This window comes from Streptomyces sp. NPDC048001 (assembly GCF_043203115.1).
GTDB lineage: Bacteria > Actinomycetota > Actinomycetes > Streptomycetales > Streptomycetaceae > Streptomyces > Streptomyces sanyensis.
Window position 1 is genome coordinate 400,109 of record NZ_JBIDBN010000006.1, and the last position, 16,046, is coordinate 416,154.

At 77.0% G+C, this 16,046-nt stretch carries 17 protein-coding genes; 11 read left to right on the forward strand and 6 right to left on the reverse strand.

All coding sequences use genetic code 11. The features are described from left to right. Nucleotides 1-19 precede the first annotated feature (19 nt). Both ACGF15_RS13970 and ACGF15_RS13975 read left to right on the forward strand, forming a co-directional pair. A complete protein-coding gene (locus ACGF15_RS13970; RefSeq protein ID WP_392798787.1) occupies nt 20-439 on the forward strand; it encodes a hypothetical protein in 420 nt (139 codons plus the stop codon). 184 nt (nt 440-623) lie between these two features. Next, complete coding sequence (locus ACGF15_RS13975; protein ID WP_362611906.1) at nt 624-1,526, forward strand: F510_1955 family glycosylhydrolase; 903 nt, start codon at nt 624-626, stop codon at nt 1,524-1,526. A 106-nt stretch (nt 1,527-1,632) separates the two neighbouring features. On the opposite strand, the gene ACGF15_RS13980 is transcribed toward ACGF15_RS13975, so the two are convergent. Both ACGF15_RS13980 and ACGF15_RS13985 read right to left on the reverse strand, forming a co-directional pair. Beyond that, nucleotides 1,633-2,376: a hypothetical protein gene (locus ACGF15_RS13980; RefSeq protein ID WP_392798790.1), complete on the reverse strand. Its 744-nt coding sequence runs from the start codon at nt 2,374-2,376 to the stop codon at nt 1,633-1,635. Nucleotides 2,377-2,462: 86 nt separating this feature from the next. Beyond that, entirely contained in the window at nt 2,463-2,837 is a 375-nt protein-coding gene (locus ACGF15_RS13985; protein ID WP_362611910.1) for a hypothetical protein, read from the reverse strand. A gap of 250 nt (nt 2,838-3,087) precedes the next feature. Between ACGF15_RS13985 and ACGF15_RS13990 the strand changes: the two genes are divergently transcribed. Further along, nucleotides 3,088-3,507, forward strand: coding sequence for a hypothetical protein (locus ACGF15_RS13990; protein ID WP_362611912.1), 420 nt, complete (start codon nt 3,088-3,090; stop codon nt 3,505-3,507). Between the two features lie 252 nt (nt 3,508-3,759). Here ACGF15_RS13990 and ACGF15_RS13995 read toward each other — a convergent pair whose 3' ends face one another. Beyond that, complete coding sequence (locus tag ACGF15_RS13995; RefSeq protein WP_392798793.1) at nt 3,760-3,987, reverse strand: heavy-metal-associated domain-containing protein; 228 nt, start codon at nt 3,985-3,987, stop codon at nt 3,760-3,762. A gap of 394 nt (nt 3,988-4,381) precedes the next feature. Between ACGF15_RS13995 and ACGF15_RS14000 the strand changes: the two genes are divergently transcribed. From ACGF15_RS14000 to ACGF15_RS14030, 7 genes are all read left to right on the forward strand, one after another. Continuing rightward, nucleotides 4,382-4,609, forward strand: a complete 228-nt coding sequence (locus ACGF15_RS14000; RefSeq protein ID WP_392798796.1) for a hypothetical protein — start codon at nt 4,382-4,384, stop codon at nt 4,607-4,609. After that, a complete protein-coding gene (locus ACGF15_RS14005; protein WP_392798799.1) occupies nt 4,606-7,035 on the forward strand; it encodes a heavy metal translocating P-type ATPase in 2,430 nt (809 codons plus the stop codon). Before ACGF15_RS14000 ends, ACGF15_RS14005 begins: the two co-directional genes overlap by 4 nt. Beyond that, nucleotides 7,032-7,655, forward strand: a complete 624-nt coding sequence (locus ACGF15_RS14010) for a copper chaperone PCu(A)C (RefSeq protein ID WP_392798802.1) — start codon at nt 7,032-7,034, stop codon at nt 7,653-7,655. The genes ACGF15_RS14005 and ACGF15_RS14010 overlap by 4 nt, the downstream gene beginning before the upstream one ends. Before the next feature lie 396 nt (nt 7,656-8,051). Next, on the forward strand, nt 8,052-8,489 hold the full coding sequence (locus ACGF15_RS14015) for an RNHCP domain-containing protein (RefSeq protein ID WP_392798805.1): 438 nt from the start codon (nt 8,052-8,054) through the stop codon (nt 8,487-8,489). A 26-nt stretch (nt 8,490-8,515) separates the two neighbouring features. After that, nucleotides 8,516-8,944: an RNHCP domain-containing protein gene (locus ACGF15_RS14020; protein WP_345611865.1), complete on the forward strand. Its 429-nt coding sequence runs from the start codon at nt 8,516-8,518 to the stop codon at nt 8,942-8,944. 613 nt (nt 8,945-9,557) lie between these two features. Further along, nucleotides 9,558-10,211, forward strand: coding sequence for a fasciclin domain-containing protein (locus tag ACGF15_RS14025; RefSeq protein ID WP_392798808.1), 654 nt, complete (start codon nt 9,558-9,560; stop codon nt 10,209-10,211). Between the two features lie 106 nt (nt 10,212-10,317). Then, nucleotides 10,318-11,262 carry a hypothetical protein gene (locus ACGF15_RS14030; protein ID WP_392798811.1) on the forward strand — a complete coding sequence of 315 codons (945 nt, stop codon included), beginning with the start codon at nt 10,318-10,320 and terminating at the stop codon, nt 11,260-11,262. 55 nt (nt 11,263-11,317) lie between these two features. Here ACGF15_RS14030 and ACGF15_RS14035 read toward each other — a convergent pair whose 3' ends face one another. The 3 genes from ACGF15_RS14035 to ACGF15_RS14045 form a co-directional block, all read right to left on the reverse strand. Further along, the gene (locus tag ACGF15_RS14035) at nt 11,318-12,199 is read right to left on the reverse strand and encodes a DUF4394 domain-containing protein (protein ID WP_392798814.1); all 882 of its coding nucleotides are present in this window, start codon (nt 12,197-12,199) and stop codon (nt 11,318-11,320) included. Between the two features lie 327 nt (nt 12,200-12,526). Next, entirely contained in the window at nt 12,527-13,543 is a 1,017-nt protein-coding gene (locus tag ACGF15_RS14040) for a hemolysin family protein (RefSeq protein WP_345611857.1), read from the reverse strand. Further along, on the reverse strand, nt 13,540-14,952 hold the full coding sequence (locus ACGF15_RS14045) for a hemolysin family protein (RefSeq protein WP_345611855.1): 1,413 nt from the start codon (nt 14,950-14,952) through the stop codon (nt 13,540-13,542). Before ACGF15_RS14045 ends, ACGF15_RS14040 begins: the two co-directional genes overlap by 4 nt. A 726-nt stretch (nt 14,953-15,678) precedes the next feature. Between ACGF15_RS14045 and ACGF15_RS14050 the strand changes: the two genes are divergently transcribed. Continuing rightward, complete coding sequence (locus tag ACGF15_RS14050) at nt 15,679-15,897, forward strand: hypothetical protein (protein ID WP_345611853.1); 219 nt, start codon at nt 15,679-15,681, stop codon at nt 15,895-15,897. The last annotated feature ends 149 nt before the right edge of the window (nt 15,898-16,046 follow it).

Genomic DNA, 16,046 nt, shown 5'->3' on the forward strand with positions numbered 1-16,046 from the left:
CCCGGCTAACCTCGGCGGCATGCTGATGGCCCGGCCGCACTCCCGGACGCACCGCTCCCGCCCCGCGGCGGGCGCGCTGCGTCCGCTGTGGCTTGCGGCCGTGCTGCTCGCCTTCCTGTGCGCGCACGGAATGGGTGTCCCCGACGGTGGCCGGCACCCCGTGCAGGAGAGCCGGGCCGCGGTGAGCGGCGCTGCGGCCGACCTCGTCCACGGTGCTCCGGCGGAGGAGCGGGACGGCCACGGCCCGGTGCACGACGCGCCGGACTGCGTGCCGGTCCAGCCCTCGCCCGCCCCCGCCCCGCACGCCCCGGGCGAATGCCTCCCCGCCCACGGCGAGGCCCTGCCCGTGCCCGCGGCCGACGCCGCCGCGGGTGGTGCCGCCGTGGTCTCCCACAAGCCGCCGGGGGCCGTGATGAAGGGCGTCGTCCTGAGGATCTAGAAGGGGTGTCACCGCCTTCGGCGGTGGTCGCAGGTTCCCGCCGGTGCGCCGTACCGCCCCGGCCTCCGGGTGCGCGACCCCGCCCCCGGCCCGGGCCAGGGGCGCCGCCCGCGCCGCGGCCCGCCCGGCCACCGTGATCCCTCATCGATCCCTCATCGAACACGACCACGTCAGGACGACGACCATGAACGCAGCGACCCGCACACGGGCCGTCACCACCGCAGCCCTTCTCGCACTCACGCTGTCCGCGTGCTCCGCCGCGACCGGCGGCACCGACACCGGCCGCACCGGCGGCGACGACCCGAGCGCGGCCGCCGGCGCGCGCACCCCGCAGATCAGGCACGTCCACGCACTGGGCGTCGACCCGGCGGACCAGCGGCTCTACGCAGCCACCCACGACGGCATCTTCACCCCCGGCGAGGGAGGTGCGCCGGAACGGGTCGGTGACAGCGAGGACGACTTCATGGGGTTCACGGTCGCCGGGCCGAAGAGGTTCCTGGCCAGCGGGCACCCGGCCCCCGGCTCGGACGGCCCCGCCCATCACGGGCTGATCGAGAGCAGGGACGCGGGACGGACCTGGAAGCCCCTCTCCCTGCGGGGCGAAGCCGACTTCCACGCCCTCGAACACGTCGACGGCACGCTCTACGGCTACGACAGCACCGGTGCCCGGCTGCGTGTCAGCGAGGACGGTGCCGCCTGGGACGACCGCGCCCGGCTGCAGGCCCTGGACATCGCCGTCCACCCGGGTGCACCGGACACCGTCCTCGCCACCACCGCGGACGGCATCGCGAGGAGTACCGACGGCGGCCGGACCTTCGCCGCCGGGGGGCAGCCGGTCATGGCCTTCCTGTCCTGGGCGGTGCCCGGCGCCCTGTACGGGCTCGACGGCTCCGGCGGGCTGCACCGCAGCACCGACGCCGGGGCCACCTGGGAGAAGACGGGAACGGTCCCCGGCGGCCGGCCCCAGGCGCTGACGGCCGTCGACGCGGAGCGCGTCCTCGCCGCCACCGGGGACGGCGTCTACGAGTCGACCGACGGCGGCAGGTCCTTCACCAGGCGCATCGCAGTGGGCGGCGACGGCCACTGACGGGCCCGGCCCGTCCCACCGCCGACCGCGGTCCGACGGGCCCCGGCCGTCCGGCCGACCGGTCCGGGCCGGGAGGGCACTGATTCCCTCCCGGCCCGGGCGGGAATCAGTGCCCGTGCGGCTCGTCGTCGTGGCCCTGCCCGCCGCCCGTCGCCTCTCCGGCCGGTGCGTCCGCGTCCCGCGGAGCGGGTGCCGCCGACGCGGAGGCCCCGCCCTGCGCCGAGCCGTCGCCCGGGGCCGCGGACGGGTGCCCATCCGGCTGCTCGGGGCTTCCGCCGCCGTGCCCGTCCTCCTCGCTGTGACCGTGCGGGGTGCTGCCGTCCGCCGGGCCGTGGCCGTGGCTGTGGCTCAGGGCGCTCTGCACCGCGGGCACCGTCAGCCCCGTGACGAGCGCTCCGGCGGCACCGGCCACTGCCACCGCCGTGAACGGGGAGGCGAAGCCGCGGGAGGCGCTTCCCCGCAGGCCGAACGCCGCGACGAGGCCGACCACCGCCTCGAAGGCGACGGTCGCCGCGTCGGCCCCGGTGACCTCCTCGGGGAGGCCGGCGCCGGGGCCGAAGGGCATGCCCGCGGTCCGGCTGAGCGCCCAGACGGCCATGACGCCCGCGTTGGCGACCAGTCCGGCGGCCATGAGGGCGGGGCCGGGGAAGCGCAGCACGGCGACCGCCCAGAGTGCCTGGAAGGCGCCGACCGCGTAGAAGAACACACCCGCCGCCCACCACTCGGCGAAGTGGTCGGGGGCCGCCGCGACATGGACGGCGGCGGCGCCCAGCGAGGCGAACGAGGCGATGACGGGCCCCGCTCCCGGGTCCGCCGCGCCCCGTGTTTCCTTTCTGCCACGTGCTCCCATGAGTGATGTACGTCCTTTCCGTGTGAGGAGATTGCGAACCCGGGTCCGCCCGCCTCGGCACGAGCGGCGGCGGGCGGCGGACTCTCCTAGATGCGCAACACGGACAGGACGATCGGGGACGGCTCCGGAGGCGACCGGGACGGCGCGGCTCCGCCGAGCGGCAGGAGGACGGGGGGCTCGGTGCCCAGGGGGCACACGGGGACACCGGCGGCCGGACCTGAGGAGCCCGGTGCGCTGCCGGTGACGATGTCGCAGGCGGGGCCGACGTGCCCGTCGCCGTGCGCCCGGCCGTGGGGCTCCGTCGCGTCCTCGGTCCAGGCGGAGGGCGCTCCGGCCGCCGGTACGGGAGACAGCGGCGGATGGTGGGCGACATGCGTGGCCGCCCCGGCGAAGCCGTGCCCCAGGGCGACCGCGCACAGGCAGAGCAGCACCAGGCGGTGGACCGTCGCGCGCCCGAGCATCCGCGGTGACTCCCTCCGCCTCTCGCTGCCGGTGGGCCACCGTACAGTCCGCGGATCACGGACGGGCAACGCGGTCGAGGCGGGCGTCGAAGCCGCTGCACCGGCCACCGGGGCCGGTGCGGCGCCGGCCGGTGCGCGTCGCGCGTCCGCCCCGGCGCCGTCGGGCCGGGCGCTGCTTCTCCCCGAAGGCGTACCGCCGGCCCACCGCGCCGTGCCACACTGCCGCCCGTGACCTCCTGCCGAAAGGGCCGTGCCGCGTAGGCGCCCCGGGGACCTCCGCCACGAGCGGTGGAGACCGCACGGCTACGTCGCGGTACGCCGTGTCCCGCATGTCTCCGCCCGGACCGGGGCGGCCGTCCGCCGGGTCGAGGAGCAGCGCCTGGGACCGGGTCTCGTCGCCGAGGCCCTGGACCGGTTCGCGGCGGCCTTCAGCCGGTCGGGGCGGTACCTGGACGCCTCGGAGGTGTGGCAGCCGGGACTGGAGATCGAGGACGCCCGGGACGACCTGGACGACGTCATGCGCCACCTCCCCGGGGGAGCCAGGGCCGACCTCGGCCGACTGGTCGCGCGCATCGACGCCGAGTTCGAGCGCTGCACCCTCCCGCATCCCGGCCGGGTGCCCGTGTCGACGGCAGGCCGTTGGTGGTGGTGGCGCCTGCGGGAGCGGTAGCCGTGGTCGCCCCTCGCACCCCCGCCGGGTGGTGGACCGCGGCGGGCCCGTCCCACCCGGTCGGGTCCGTGCTCCCGCGCGGCCGGTACGGGACGGCCGACGCCCTCGGGCCCGGGCGCGGCCGGCGCTCAGGGCGCGTCGGTGGTCCGCGCGTTCCCCGAGGGACCGGTGGCGGGACGGCCGCGCGGCCGCCTCCGCCGGTCGGGAGACGGCCGCGGGCGCGCGCCGGTGACGTGCCGCCGCCGGGCCCGGTCAGCTCGCGGCCGGCAGGGCCGCCCGGTCGGCAACCCCGTAGCCGGCCTCGGTGATGGCCCTCCGCAGGGCGGTGTCGTCCAGCTCCGTGCCGCGCACCAGCACGGCTCCACCCGCCAGTTCGACCTCCACGGCCGTCACCCCCGCCACGCCCGACAGCTCCTCGGTGATCGACGCGACGCAGTGGCCGCAGCTCATGCCGGTGACCGTGTAGTGCCGTTCGTCCATGCTCTGCTCCTCGTGTCGGCGGCCGCCTGCTCGCCGCGCTCTCCGCTCGGGCTGCCCTCTCGGTACGGATGGCGGGAGGGCGGTGTTCAGTCGTGCCGCGGGTCCGGGTCCGTGAACCGGGTCCGGTGGTCCGCCTGTCGCACCAGGAGTCGGGGCGGGGGGCCGGGGTGATCCCGGTGTCACCCGGGAGGGTGAGGGGCGGTGGGCGTCCCGGCTCCCGCCCCGCCCCCGGGGCACGGGCCGGGGAGGCACCGCGGCGCGTGCTGTGACGTACGCCACGTCATGACGCGGAAACCGGAGGGCGCCCGGCTGCGACTCCTGGTCCGCCACATCCGTCGTCCCGCGCGCACGTCCGTCGTCCCGCGCACCGCACCGAGACCGTGGAGGCCGCTCCGTGGAACAGACGCCCGCCCCCCGAGACCGGACGGCACTCCTCCGGTACCTGCCGCCTCCGGCGGTCTACGGATTCCTCCTGCTCCTCGTGCTGATCTTCGCCGGGGCGTACGGTGCGGGCGCGGTCATGGGGCCGGTGGCCCCGGGACTGGTCGGGCCCGCCGCCACCGGCGACCCGGGCGACGGGGACGACGGAGCGGGCACCGGCCACTCGGGAGGGCACGGATGACCGCCGCAGCGTCCACGGAGGCCGTGACCGACCTCAGCGTCGGGGGGATGACCTGCGCCGCCTGCGTCCGCCGGGTGGAACGCAGGCTCGCCCGGCTCGACGGCGTCACGGCCGTGGTCAACCTGGCGACGGAGCGGGCCCGGGTGACCCACCCGCAGGACGTCGGCCCCGAGGCACTCGTCGCGGCCGTCGAGTCCGCCGGCTACACCGCCCGGGCGCTCGTCCCCGAGCCCGCCCGGAAGGCACCCGGGGCCGGGGCCGGTGAGGACGGCCGGGACGAGGGAGGCGGCGGCGCGGCGGACGGAGCCCCGGACGGCGGCGAGGCCTCCGCCGAGGAGCGCCGACGGCTCCTGGTCACCGCCCTGCTGTCGGCACCGGTGCTGGTGCTGTCCATGGTGCCCGCCCTGCAGTTCCGCAACTGGCAGTGGCTGTGCTTCACCCTGGCCGCTCCGGTGGCCTTCTGGGGCGCCTGGCCCTTCCATCTGCGGGCGCTGCGCGGACTGCGGCACTCCGCGGCGACCATGGACACCCTGGTCTCCCTCGGGGTGGCGGCCTCCTTCGGCTGGTCCGCCTACGCCCTGTTCCTGGGCGGTGCGGGCGATCCGGACATGCGGATGCCGTTCACCCTGGTCCCGGCCGCCGACGACGGCATGGCGCACGTGTACCTGGAAGCGGCCGTCGGCGTACCGCTGTTCGTCCTGGTGGGGAGGTTCCTGGAGGCCCGCGCCCGGCGCGGGACGGGGGCCGCGCTGCGCTCGCTCGCCCGGCTCGCGGTGAAGGACGTCACCGTGCGCCGCGGGGAGGGGGAGGTCCTGCTGCCGGTGGAGCGGCTGCGGATCGGCGACCTGTTCACCGTGCGGCCCGGCGAGCGGGTGGCCGCCGACGGGGAGGTCGCCGAGGGGAGTTCGGCCGTGGACCTCTCCCTGGTGACCGGCGAGTCGGACCCCGTCGAGGTCTCCCCCGGCAGCCCGGTGACCGGCGGAGCGGTCAACGTCGGGGGCCTGCTGCTCGTGCGCGCCACGGCGGTCGGGTCCGACACCCGGCTGGCGCGCATCACACAGCTGGTCACCGACGCCCAGGCGGGCAAGGCGCGCGCCCAGCGGCTGGCCGACGCGGTCGCGGGGCACTTCGTCCCCGCGGTCCTCGCCGTCGCGGTCACGGTGCTCGGCTTCTGGCTCGGCGCGGGCGCCGACGCCCAGTCCGCGGTCACCGCGGCCGTGGCCGTGCTGGTGGTCGCCTGCCCGTGCGCCCTCGGCCTGGCCACGCCCACGGCGCTCATGGCGGCCACGGGACGCGGCGCCCGGCTCGGTGTGCTGGTCAGCGGCCCGCAGGCGCTGGAGGGCCTCCGGCACGTCGACACCGTGGTCCTCGACAAGACGGGCACCCTCACCTCGGGGCGGATGAGCGTCGGGAGGGTCGCGGACGTGCCCGGGGGGCTCGGTGCCCGTGAGGCCCTGCGGCTGGCGGGCGCCGTCGAGGCGGGTTCGGAGCATCCGCTGGGGCGGGCGATCGCCGCGTATGCCCGCAGGGCCGCCGGGGACGTCGGGCTCCCGCCGGTGCACGACTTCCGTGCGCGGACGGGCCGGGGTGTCAGCGGTCGCGTCGACGGGCGGCTGGTGGAGGTCGTCGCGCCGGACCTGGCCCGCGGTCTCGCGGAGGGTCCGGCCGGGGACGGTCTCGCGGAGGAGTCCGGACGGGCGGGCGCGACGGGGGTGGAGGAGCTGCCGGCCTCGCTGGCGATCGCGCTGGGGCGGGCCGAGGAGGCCTCGCGCTCGGCGGTGCTCGTCCGGGTGGACGGCGTCCCGGAGGCGCTCGTCGAGGTGGCCGACCTGGTCCGCCCCGACAGCTACCGGGCCGTCGACCGGCTGCGGCGCCTCGGCGTCCGGCCGGTCCTGGCCACCGGGGACCGGGCGCCGGTCGCGGAGGCGGTCGCCCGCGACCTCGGGATCTCCGAGGTCCATGCCCGCTGCTCGCCCGAGGACAAGGCCGAACTGGTGGCCCGGCTCCGGGCCGAGGGGCGCCGTGTCGCGGTCGTCGGCGACGGGGTCAACGACGCCGCGGCCCTCGCGGGGGCGGACCTCGGCATCGCGATGGGCACCGGGACCGACGTCGCCATCGGCGCGGCGGACGTGACCCTGGTGCGGGGGGACATCGACGCGCTGGCCGACGCGGTGCTGCTGGCCCGACGGACCCTGGGCACCATCCGCGCCAACCTGGTCTGGGCCTTCGGCTACAACGCGGTCACCATGCCGCTGGCCATGGTGGGTCTGCTCAATCCGATGGTGGCGGCGGTCGCGATGTCCGCCAGCTCGGTGCTGGTGGTGGCGAACAGCCTCCGGCTGCGGACCTGGCGGCCGGACGGGGGGCGCCCGCCCGGGGCGCGGCACCCCGGGCTCCGCCTCCCCGGCGCGGGGGGTGCGCGATGAGCCGCGCGGAACGGGACGGGACGGCGGATCCGGTGGCGGATCCGGTGGCGGATCCGGGTGCGGCGGAGTCCGGCAGCGGGCGTCCGGCGGCGTTCGGCCCCTGGTGGCCGGACGCGCGGCGCCTGGCGGACGCCCTGCGCACGGCGGCCGTCACGGTGCTGGCCGCCGCGGTGGCGGCCTGCGGGCTCATCGTCTGGGCGGGTTCGGGCAAGGCGGGCACCCCGGCGAGGATCGAGGTCGGCCAGGGGCGGGTGCTGCAGCCGGTGGTGCCCGGGCGGACCACCAGCGCCTACTTCCGCATCGTCAACAGCGGTGGCTCCCCGGACCGCCTCCGCGAGGTGACGTGGTCGGAGCGCAACACCCCCGCGGAGCTGACGCAGCACCGGATGACCGCGGAGGGCGGGGGGTACCGGGAGCGCGCGGACTCGTTCACCGTCCCGGCCGGGGCGGAGTTCGGCATGTCCCGGTTCGGTCCGGCCGTCGCCGTGACGGGCTCCGGGGACTGGCGTCCCGGCGACCGGATCGCGTTCACCCTCGACTTCGAGCGGAGCGGACCGGTCACCGTCGAGGCGGTCGTCACGCCCCTGGCGGCGGGCGAGGAGGAGGCGGCCGGGGAGTGATCCCGGCGGGCGGGGAGGACGGGGCCGGGGCGCGACCGGTCGCCCGTCGGGCGGGCCGTCCCGGGGGTCGGGAAAAACCACTGGAGCCGGGCGGGGGGCCTGGCTACCGTGGGTCTCACACCCCGTCGTCGCACCGGGCCCGTCGGCCCTGGAAGGCTGTGTTCATGCCCCGCACCGTGCCGAGCGCGCCTCACCGCACCGCGTTCTAGGCCGTACCGTCCCCGGCTGCCGTGCCGCCGCACCCGTGCGGCGACGACCGGCCGGCTGTCCGGTACCCCGCCGCCCGCAGGCATGCCCGCCCGATCCCGGGCGCAGCCGTGCCGCGGTGCGTTCCCCGAGGACCCGCTCGGCCTGCTCTTGCTGTCATCGTCTCGTCATCAGCAAGGAGCACACCGGGTGTCCACCCGTCACAGCCCCACCGCAGACGCTCACCGCAGCGCCTCCGACACCAGCCCGCACATCCCCGGCTCCCCCGGGGTCCCGCACACGCCGGACCCCTCGCAGGGGGGCGCCTTCGACTGCGCGTGGTGCGGTGCGACCGCGCGTGCCCTCGATTCCCGGGGCGCCCGCCGCACGCACTGCCCCTCCTGCCTGAACGCCCCTCACCTGGACGACGGTGCGGGGGGAACCGGCCGCTGCCGGGGCCGGACGGCCCCGATCGCCGTCGCCGTCCTGGACTCCGGCGAGCGGATCACCGTCCACCGCTGCCTGCGCTGCGACGCGCTCGCCTCCCACCCCGTCCACCCGGACGACAACCGGCTCGTGCTCCTGCGCACCGCGGTGCGGCCGCTGGCCGATCCGCCGTTCCCGCTCGAAGTGCTGGGACGGCTGTGAGCCGGCGGAACGGGAGGGCATCGGACATGCCGCGACGTACCCGCACGGGCGGACGGGACCGGAAGGACCGGCGGCCGCAGCGGAGCAAGGACGTGCTGCACGGCGGCGGCGGCCACCGCGCACGGGACTTCCGCTGCGCGGGCTGCCGCCTGGACGTGTCCACGAGCGCCCCCGGCACCGCGCACCGCAACCACTGCCCGCACTGCCTCACCAGCCTGCACGTGGACGGCCGCCTGCCCGGCGACCGGTCGGCGGGCTGCCGGGGGCGGATGGACGCCGTGGCGGTGTCCGCACGGGCGGACGGGGAGTGGATGCTGGTCCACCGGTGCCGCTCCTGCGGAGCACTCGGCACCAACCGCATCGCCGGTGACGACAGCGCCCTGGCGCTGGTCCGGCTGGCCCTCCGCCCGCTCCGGGGGGCCTTCGGGGCGGAGCCGGAGCCGGGCGCGCCGTGAGCGGCGCCGGCTGAGGTCCTTCGGGGCGGGGTCCGGCCGGGCCCCGCCCCCCCGGGCCGGGGTGCCCGTCCGGCCGGGGTGCCCGCGGGGCGTCCGGGCGAGCGGACGCCCCACGGGCCTGCGGCGGCCGGGGCCGGAAGTCCGCGGCCGCCGCCGGTGGCGGACCGGCGCCGTCCGGTGCCGCCCGAGCCCGGGCGCTCCCTCCAGGACGCCCGGGCTCGTCCGGCATTCGCCGCGGCCCGGCCCGTGGATGGGTCCCGCGCCGACCTATCCCTCGAACGGAGTACCCAGGGCCCCGGACCAGGGTCGTTCGGCTGTGGGCCGTCCCACCCGAGGGGCCGTCATCACTCTTTCGGAGGACGGACCAATCCACCCCGGCGCGGGCCCCGAATAGAGGGCGTGACGATCAGAGCAGCGGGACACGCGCAGCGCCGGCCGGTCGACCCCGGACGGCGGCATGTTCCACCGGAGGCGCCACCCGTGTGAGGCGCCACCCGTGTGAGGCCCCACCCGTGTGAGGCGCCCCGCGCAGCCCGCCCCGTCCGCCGGCCGGGGCGCCGACCGCCCCCCGATCGTCACCCTGAGTGACCGACCCACTACCTTGGAGAGCTCCATGAACGCCTTCCGCTTCCGCCGTGCCGCCGTCGCCGTCACCGCCGCCGCGGTGCTCCCGCTGGCCCTGACCGCGTGCGGAGGTGAGGACACTTCCACCGATGCGGCGGCCGGTGAGAGCGCCGGCTCCGCCCCCGCCGGGAACGACTCCGGCACGGCGGACGACGCGGCTCCCGTGGACGGCCCGTTCGGCCCCGCCTGCGCCTCGGTGCCCGCGGAGGGCGCCGGGTCCTTCGACGGCATGGCCCAGGACCCGGTGGCCACCGCGGCCTCCAACAACCCGGCCCTGTCCACCCTGGTCACCGCGGTGAAGAAGGCGGGCCTGGTGGACACCCTCAACACCGCCGAGAACATCACGGTGTTCGCGCCCACCAACGACGCCTTCGCCAAGATCCCCCAGGCCGACCTGGACAAGGTGCTGGCCGACAAGCAGATGCTCACCGACATCCTCACGTACCACGTGGTCGGCGAGAAGCTGACGCCGGAGCAGCTGGAGGACGGCACCTACGAGACGCTCCAGAAGTCGACCCTGACCACCGTGGGTTCGGGCGAGGCGTACACCGTCAACGACTCCTCCGAGGTCGTCTGCGGCAACGTGCCCACCGCCAACGCCACGGTCTACATCGTCGACACCGTCCTGATGCCGAAGTCCTGAACGGGCGGACCGCCCGTGGCGCACGCGTGGCACGGCGCGCCCCCGCCCCCGTTCCCCCGGGGGCGCGCCGTCGCCCGCCCCGCCGCGCCGGACCCGAAGGCCGCCCATGCCGTCCGAGCCCCCCACCGCCCCCGCCGCGTCCGGCGCCGCCCCCTCCGGCGCCGGACGCGGCGGTCGGCGCCGCATCGGACTGCGGGCGCTCGGGGAGGGCGGCTGGGTTCCGGCACCCGCCCCGCCGTGGTCGCGGGCGGCCGTGCCCGCGCTGTGCTCCCACGGCGGCCGCCTGTACGCCGCGGTCGCGGACCCGGCGGACGGGACCCTGCTGTGGAGCACGCTCGGCGCACCCGGCACGGCATGGGGGGCACCGGTCCGGCTGCGCCCCCGCGGCGGGCCGCCCTCGGGCGGCCTCCGTCCGGCGCTGGTACCGGTGGGCGCGGTCCTGTGGTGCCTGTACGCCGAGGCGGGCGGTGGCGCGGTGCACGCCTGCCCCCTCGCGGCCGGCCGCCCCGGTGCGGCGGTGCGCCTCCCCCACCAGCACGCGTACGCGGACCTGGACGCCCTGGCCGCGGACGGCCGCAGACGGGTGCGCACCGCCGTGCGCCGGGGGCCCGGGGACGCGGTACTGGCCGAGTGGCGCCTCCCGTACCGTGCCGCGCGCCCCTGGTCCCACCGCGACCAGGGGTGGCTGACGGACGGGGACTGCCCGGGCGGACTCAGCCTCGCCCGGCTGGGCGGCACGACCTGGGCGGCCCACCGCCGCGACGACGGCACCCTCAGCGCGCTGGCCTGGTCGCCCGAGCGGTTCGGCCCGGTCTGGGACCTGTCCGGGCCGCTCACCGGGCACGCCCCCGCCCTCACCGCACACGGCGGCGGTCTGTGGCTGGCCCACCGGGAGCAGGGCACCGGTCTGCTCCTCGCCTGCTCCTCGCCCGACGGGCACCGCTGGTCCCCGCTGTCGCCGGTGCTCCCGGACCCGGTGGCCCCCGCGGCGCCGGTGCTCGCCTCGCACGCCGGGCGGCTCTACGCGGCGTACGCGGTCGGCGGCCGGTGACACGGGGGCGGCCGGTCCGGGGATGCCCCGGACCGGCCGCCCCCTGGTGCCGGGGTCAGCGCTGGTCGAGCGGGAGGGCGACGTCGACGACCTGGTGGCCGGCCGGGAAGGTGCCGGCGAAGGTGGTCTCGCCGTCGAGGATGTTCACCCGGTAGAACCGCTGCCGGCCGCCGGTCGAGAGGGCGGCGAAGCCGTGGTTGGAGCCGTCGGAGGACCGGTAGTAGACGTCGAAGCCCGCGGACGGGCCCGCGTCGACGCCCAGGGCGCCCGTGGCGGCCAGCGTTCCCGAGTTGGCGGGGGACTGCAGGACGACGCGGTCGTTCAGGGTGTCGATGTCGAACAGGGTGGTCGAGGTGGCGGCGTTGAGGTCGTTGTTGGTGTAGCCCGCGCCCGTGACGCCGCGGGCGGTGGTGGGCGGGGTGCCCGGGACGGTGAGCGTGCCGTCCACCGTGGTGGTGAGCGGGGTCGCCGGGTCGTCGATGTTGTGGCGGAGGTTCTGGCCGGTGTCGCTGATCACCCGCAGCCGGTTGGCGGCCGGGTTGAAGTCGACCCCGAAGCGCGTGCCGTCGAGGGCGACGGTGAGCCGGGAGACCTTCACCGCCCGGGCCCGGTCGTCGAGGGTGTAGACGCCGCCCCGGTCGCCGACTCCGTAGAGCTTGCCGTTCTGGACGCGGAAGTCGATGCCGACCAGCTCGGTGTCGCCCGTGAGGCCCTTGACGCGGCCGAAGGACCAGGTGTCGCCCGGCTCGGCGACGGAGAAGCCGACCAGCTGCTGGTCCGCGGTGAGCCCCACGCTGACGAGCCCGGCGTGTGCGGCCCCGCCGCGGGGAGCGAAGGGGGTGGGGGCGGAGGGGTCCGACGAGGCCGTGGCGGGGACGGTGAAGGACGCGGCGACGGCGGCTGCCGCCGCGACGGCGGCGGCGATGCGGATGCGCATGAAAGCTCTCCGGTGGTGGACGGCCCGTCACCCCGATGGGACGGGTCCGTGGGTCGTTCGTCGCCGCCGGCGCACCGGGTGGGCCGTGGAGCGGGGATTCCCCCCGATGGCCGACATAAGTGCGATCGCCGCTGGTCCGGTCGGGTGCACCGGTCCGGCGGCGGCCCTCCGGGGGCGGCCTTCCGCCCCGGGAGCGCGGCCGGCGGCCGCACACCCGCCCCGGCCCCGGGCAGGCCCCGGACCCGGACCCGCACAGGCCCCGGGCGGGCCCGCCGCGCCGGACACGGCGGGGCGGCCGGGCCACCCGGGCCCGACCGCCCCACGCCCTCAGGCGGGCACGCCCATCAGCCGTGCGATCAGGTCGTCGAGGCTGATCAGCCCCGTCAGCCGGCCGTGCTCGTCACGGATCACGGCGAGGGAGGCGCGGCTGCGGCGCAGCTGCTCGACCGCGTGGGAGACGCTGTCCGCGGCGCTCAGCTCGGGCACCGGCCGGGCCAGGCGCCGGGCGGTGACGGCGCGGCCGCCGCTCCGGGCGACCAGGGCGTCGCGGGTGTGCACCGATCCGAGGATCCGGTCGCCGTCGTGGACCAGCAGCCGGGAGCGGTCGGCGGCCGTGGCCGCGGCCAGCACCTCCTCGGCACCGGCCCCGGCCGGGACCATGGCGATGTCCGCGGCGGGCGTCTGCAGCGCGCCCACGGGGGTCTGCGGCTCCGTGAGCGAGCGGGTGATCAGTTCGGAGTCGGTCTTGTTGATCAGGCCCAGACGCTCGGACTCGGCGACCAGGTGGGTCAGCTGCTCCCGGTTGTGGACGGCGGCGAGCTCCTCGCGCGGTTCCACCCGGCACAGCCTCACCAGGGCGTTGCTGGCCAGGTTGAGCACCCGGATCACCGGGCGCACGACCCTGACCAGCGCCCGGAAGGGGGGAGTCAGCAGCATCGCCGAGCGCTCGGGGTGGGCGATCGCCCAGGACTTGGGGGCCATCTCCCCGACCACCATGTGGAGGAAGACGACCACCACCATGGCCACGGCGAAGGCGATGCCGTAGCTCAGCTGGGTGGGCAGTCCGAGCCCCCGGAGCAGCGGGTCGAGGTGGTGGGAGATCGCGGGCTTGGAGATCGAGCCCAGGCCCAGCGTGCAGACGGTGATGCCGAGCTGCGCGCCCGCCAGCATCAGCGACAGCTCGCGCATGCCGGCGAGGGCGGCCCTGGCGCCCCGCCGCCCCTCCTCCACGGCCTTCTCCATACGGTGCCGCCTGGCGGCGACGAGGCCGAACTCGGCCGCCACGAAGAAGCCGCTGCCGACGAGCAGCAGGACGGTGACCAGCAGTGCTGTGGGCAGGCTCATGACCGTGCCTCCTCGGCGGAGTGCGGGGCGGCGGTGGCGCCGGCCGCGGGCGCCGGGGGTGCGGACCCGTCAGGCCGGAGGGCTCCGGGCCCGGAGCCGGGGGCGTCGTGAGCCGCCGCCGGGCACCGCTCCAGGCGCACCCGCTCGGGCACATGGCGGTCCAGGGTCAGGACCCGGATGTCGACGCCGTCGACCGTGAGGCGGTCGCCCACGGCGGGGAAGCGGCCGAGCCGGTCGATGACCAGGCCCGCCACGGTGTCGTAGTCCTCCTCCTCGGGCAGGGCCAGGCCGGTGGCGTCCTCGACCTCGTCCAGGCGGCGTCCGGCGTCGACCAGCCAGCCCGCGCCGTCGGCCACCGCGAGTTCGACGACCCGGTCGCTCTCGTCGGCGATGTCGCCGACGAGCTCCTCGGCGATGTCCTCGTAGGTGACGACCCCCGCGACACCGCCGTGCTCGTCGAGGACGACGCCGAAGTCGTCGTCGCGCTCCCGCATGCGGGCCACCGCGTCGGGCAGCGGCAGTGTCTCGGGCAGCAGCAGCGGGGGGCGGGCCGCCGCCCCCGCCGTGGTGGCGTGGAGGCGGTCGGCGGGGACGCGCGTCAGCTCGCGCACTCCGAGGACGCCGGCCACGTCGTCGGGGTGGTCGCCGAAGACCGGGTAGTTGGAGTGCCCGTGCTCGGCGATCACCTCCACCGCGGCTGCCGCCGTGGTCGCCTGGTGGACGAAGACGGCGTCCGCGCGGGGCACCATGACCTCGCCCAGCGTCCGCTCGGAGAACTCGACCGCGTGGTCGAGGAGCTCGGCGGTGTCGGCGGGCAGGTGCCCCTGCTCGTGCGAGGCGCCGATCAGGTGGCCCAGCTCTTCGAGGGTGGCGCCGTGGTGCAGCTCCTCCACCGGCTCGATGCCGACGGCGCGCAGCAGCCGGTTCGCGGCGCCGTCGAAGACGCGCACCACGGGCCCCACGATCTTCAGGTAGACGAGGGTGGAGGGGGCGAGTGCCTTGGCGAGCCGCTCGGGCACGGCCAGGGCCAGGTTCTTGGGGGCGAGTTCTCCGAGGACCATCTGCAGGACGGTGGCCAGCACGAAGGCGAGCACCACGGAGACGGCGGACACGGCGCCGGCGCCGAGGCCGAGGCCCGTGAGGGCGGGCCGGAGCAGCGCCGAGACCGAGGGCTCGGCGAGGAAGCCGACGACCAGGCCGGTGACGGTGATGCCGAGCTGTGCGCCGGAGAGCATGAAGGACAGCCGCTCCAGCACGCGCAGGGCGCGGGCGGCCCGTTTGTCGCCCGCCTCCGCCTCGCGGGTGAGGGCGAGGCGGTCGGCGGCGACGTAGGCGAACTCCTGGGCGACGAAGTAGCCGGTGCCCGCGGTGAGCACCAGGACCGCCAGCAGGCCGAGGACGGCACTCATCGGACACCGCCCCGCCGCGTGCCGTGTTCAGGGCGGGGTGGTCGGGGACTGTGTCCCGGGGGGTCCGACGGTCTGGCGGACAAGGTGCTCTCCTTCGTGGTGCCTGGATCGTGGTCAACGCGGTGGTGTGCCGCCGGGTTCCCCTCCGGGCCGCGAAGCCGCCGGGCTCCGGGCCGGGTTCCACCCGGGAGGAGGAGCGGCTGCTCCTCCGCCGGGGTGCCGGCGAGGGGGGTGTGCGGGGCGCGGGGCACCCGCGGCCGGGGGCCTCAGGCGCCCCGGCAGGGCGCCCTCCGCCGCGGCCGGGAGCCGCCGGTGCGGGGCGGGTGCGCGGCCGTGGCGCGGGAGCGGCCGCCGGAGGCGGCCGGGGGGAGCGCAGGGCCCGCCGCGAGGGGCGGGAGCCTGCGGGGCAGGGGGCCGGTCACCGTGCCGCTCCGCGTTCCGGCGCCCGGGGGGCGCACGCGCGGGGGCACGGGCGGGTACTGGGAGGTTCACCCATCGGGGGTCCGCTGCTCCTTGTGTCTGCGGGGCGTGGAGGGCGCGGCGGGCGCGCCTCCGCATCCACTGTAAAGGAATGGCAAAGCACACGGACAGGGGCGGCGGCCCGGCATCCGCGAGGGCGATTTCCGGCCTTGTTGGCGGAAGACCGGAAAACGCCCGCCCGGGAGGGCGCCCGGTCCTATGCTCTACATGCTTGTAGAGCATAGGACCGGTCCACAGGAGGCTGCCGTGACATCGACGGATCTGAGCGGGGTTCTGGACAAGGCGTGGGCGGACAAGCCGCTGGGCGAGGTGCTGGCCGCGCCCGTCGCCGCCCTGAAGGGCGTCTCGGAGCGGGACGGCGAACTCCTCAAGGAGGCGTTCGGCGTGGAGAGCGTCGCCGACCTCGCCGAGCTGAAGTACGCCCGCTGGGCGCAGGCGCTGGCCGCGCTGCACGCCGCCTCGTGACATCCGGGCGGTGGCCCCCCCCCGGCGGCGGGGCCCCCCCCCCCCCCCCCCCCCCAAACACCCCCCCCCCCAAAACAAGGAAATAAACCCCCCCAGGGGGTAAAAAAACAGATAGGCACGCACGGGGGGGGCGGCCCCTGCCACGCCAC

Excerpts from the sequence above, each read along its gene's own strand:
- ACGF15_RS14020 (WP_345611865.1), top strand. The coding sequence starts at position 8,516 with ATGCCGCGACGTACCCGCACGGGCGGACGGGACCGGAAGGACCGGCGG.
- ACGF15_RS13970 (WP_392798787.1), top strand. The coding sequence starts at position 20 with ATGCTGATGGCCCGGCCGCACTCCCGGACGCACCGCTCCCGCCCCGCG.
- ACGF15_RS14005 (WP_392798799.1), top strand. The coding sequence starts at position 4,606 with ATGACCGCCGCAGCGTCCACGGAGGCCGTGACCGACCTCAGCGTCGGG.
- ACGF15_RS14045 (WP_345611855.1), bottom strand. The coding sequence starts at position 14,952 with ATGAGTGCCGTCCTCGGCCTGCTGGCGGTCCTGGTGCTCACCGCGGGC.
- ACGF15_RS13995 (WP_392798793.1), bottom strand. The coding sequence starts at position 3,987 with ATGGACGAACGGCACTACACGGTCACCGGCATGAGCTGCGGCCACTGC.
- ACGF15_RS13985 (WP_362611910.1), bottom strand. The coding sequence starts at position 2,837 with ATGCTCGGGCGCGCGACGGTCCACCGCCTGGTGCTGCTCTGCCTGTGC.
- ACGF15_RS14035 (WP_392798814.1), bottom strand. The coding sequence starts at position 12,199 with ATGCGCATCCGCATCGCCGCCGCCGTCGCGGCGGCAGCCGCCGTCGCC.
- ACGF15_RS13975 (WP_362611906.1), top strand. The coding sequence starts at position 624 with ATGAACGCAGCGACCCGCACACGGGCCGTCACCACCGCAGCCCTTCTC.
- ACGF15_RS14025 (WP_392798808.1), top strand. The coding sequence starts at position 9,558 with ATGAACGCCTTCCGCTTCCGCCGTGCCGCCGTCGCCGTCACCGCCGCC.
- ACGF15_RS13980 (WP_392798790.1), bottom strand. The coding sequence starts at position 2,376 with ATGGGAGCACGTGGCAGAAAGGAAACACGGGGCGCGGCGGACCCGGGA.
- ACGF15_RS14010 (WP_392798802.1), top strand. The coding sequence starts at position 7,032 with ATGAGCCGCGCGGAACGGGACGGGACGGCGGATCCGGTGGCGGATCCG.
- ACGF15_RS14040 (WP_345611857.1), bottom strand. The coding sequence starts at position 13,543 with ATGAGCCTGCCCACAGCACTGCTGGTCACCGTCCTGCTGCTCGTCGGC.
- ACGF15_RS14030 (WP_392798811.1), top strand. The coding sequence starts at position 10,318 with ATGCCGTCCGAGCCCCCCACCGCCCCCGCCGCGTCCGGCGCCGCCCCC.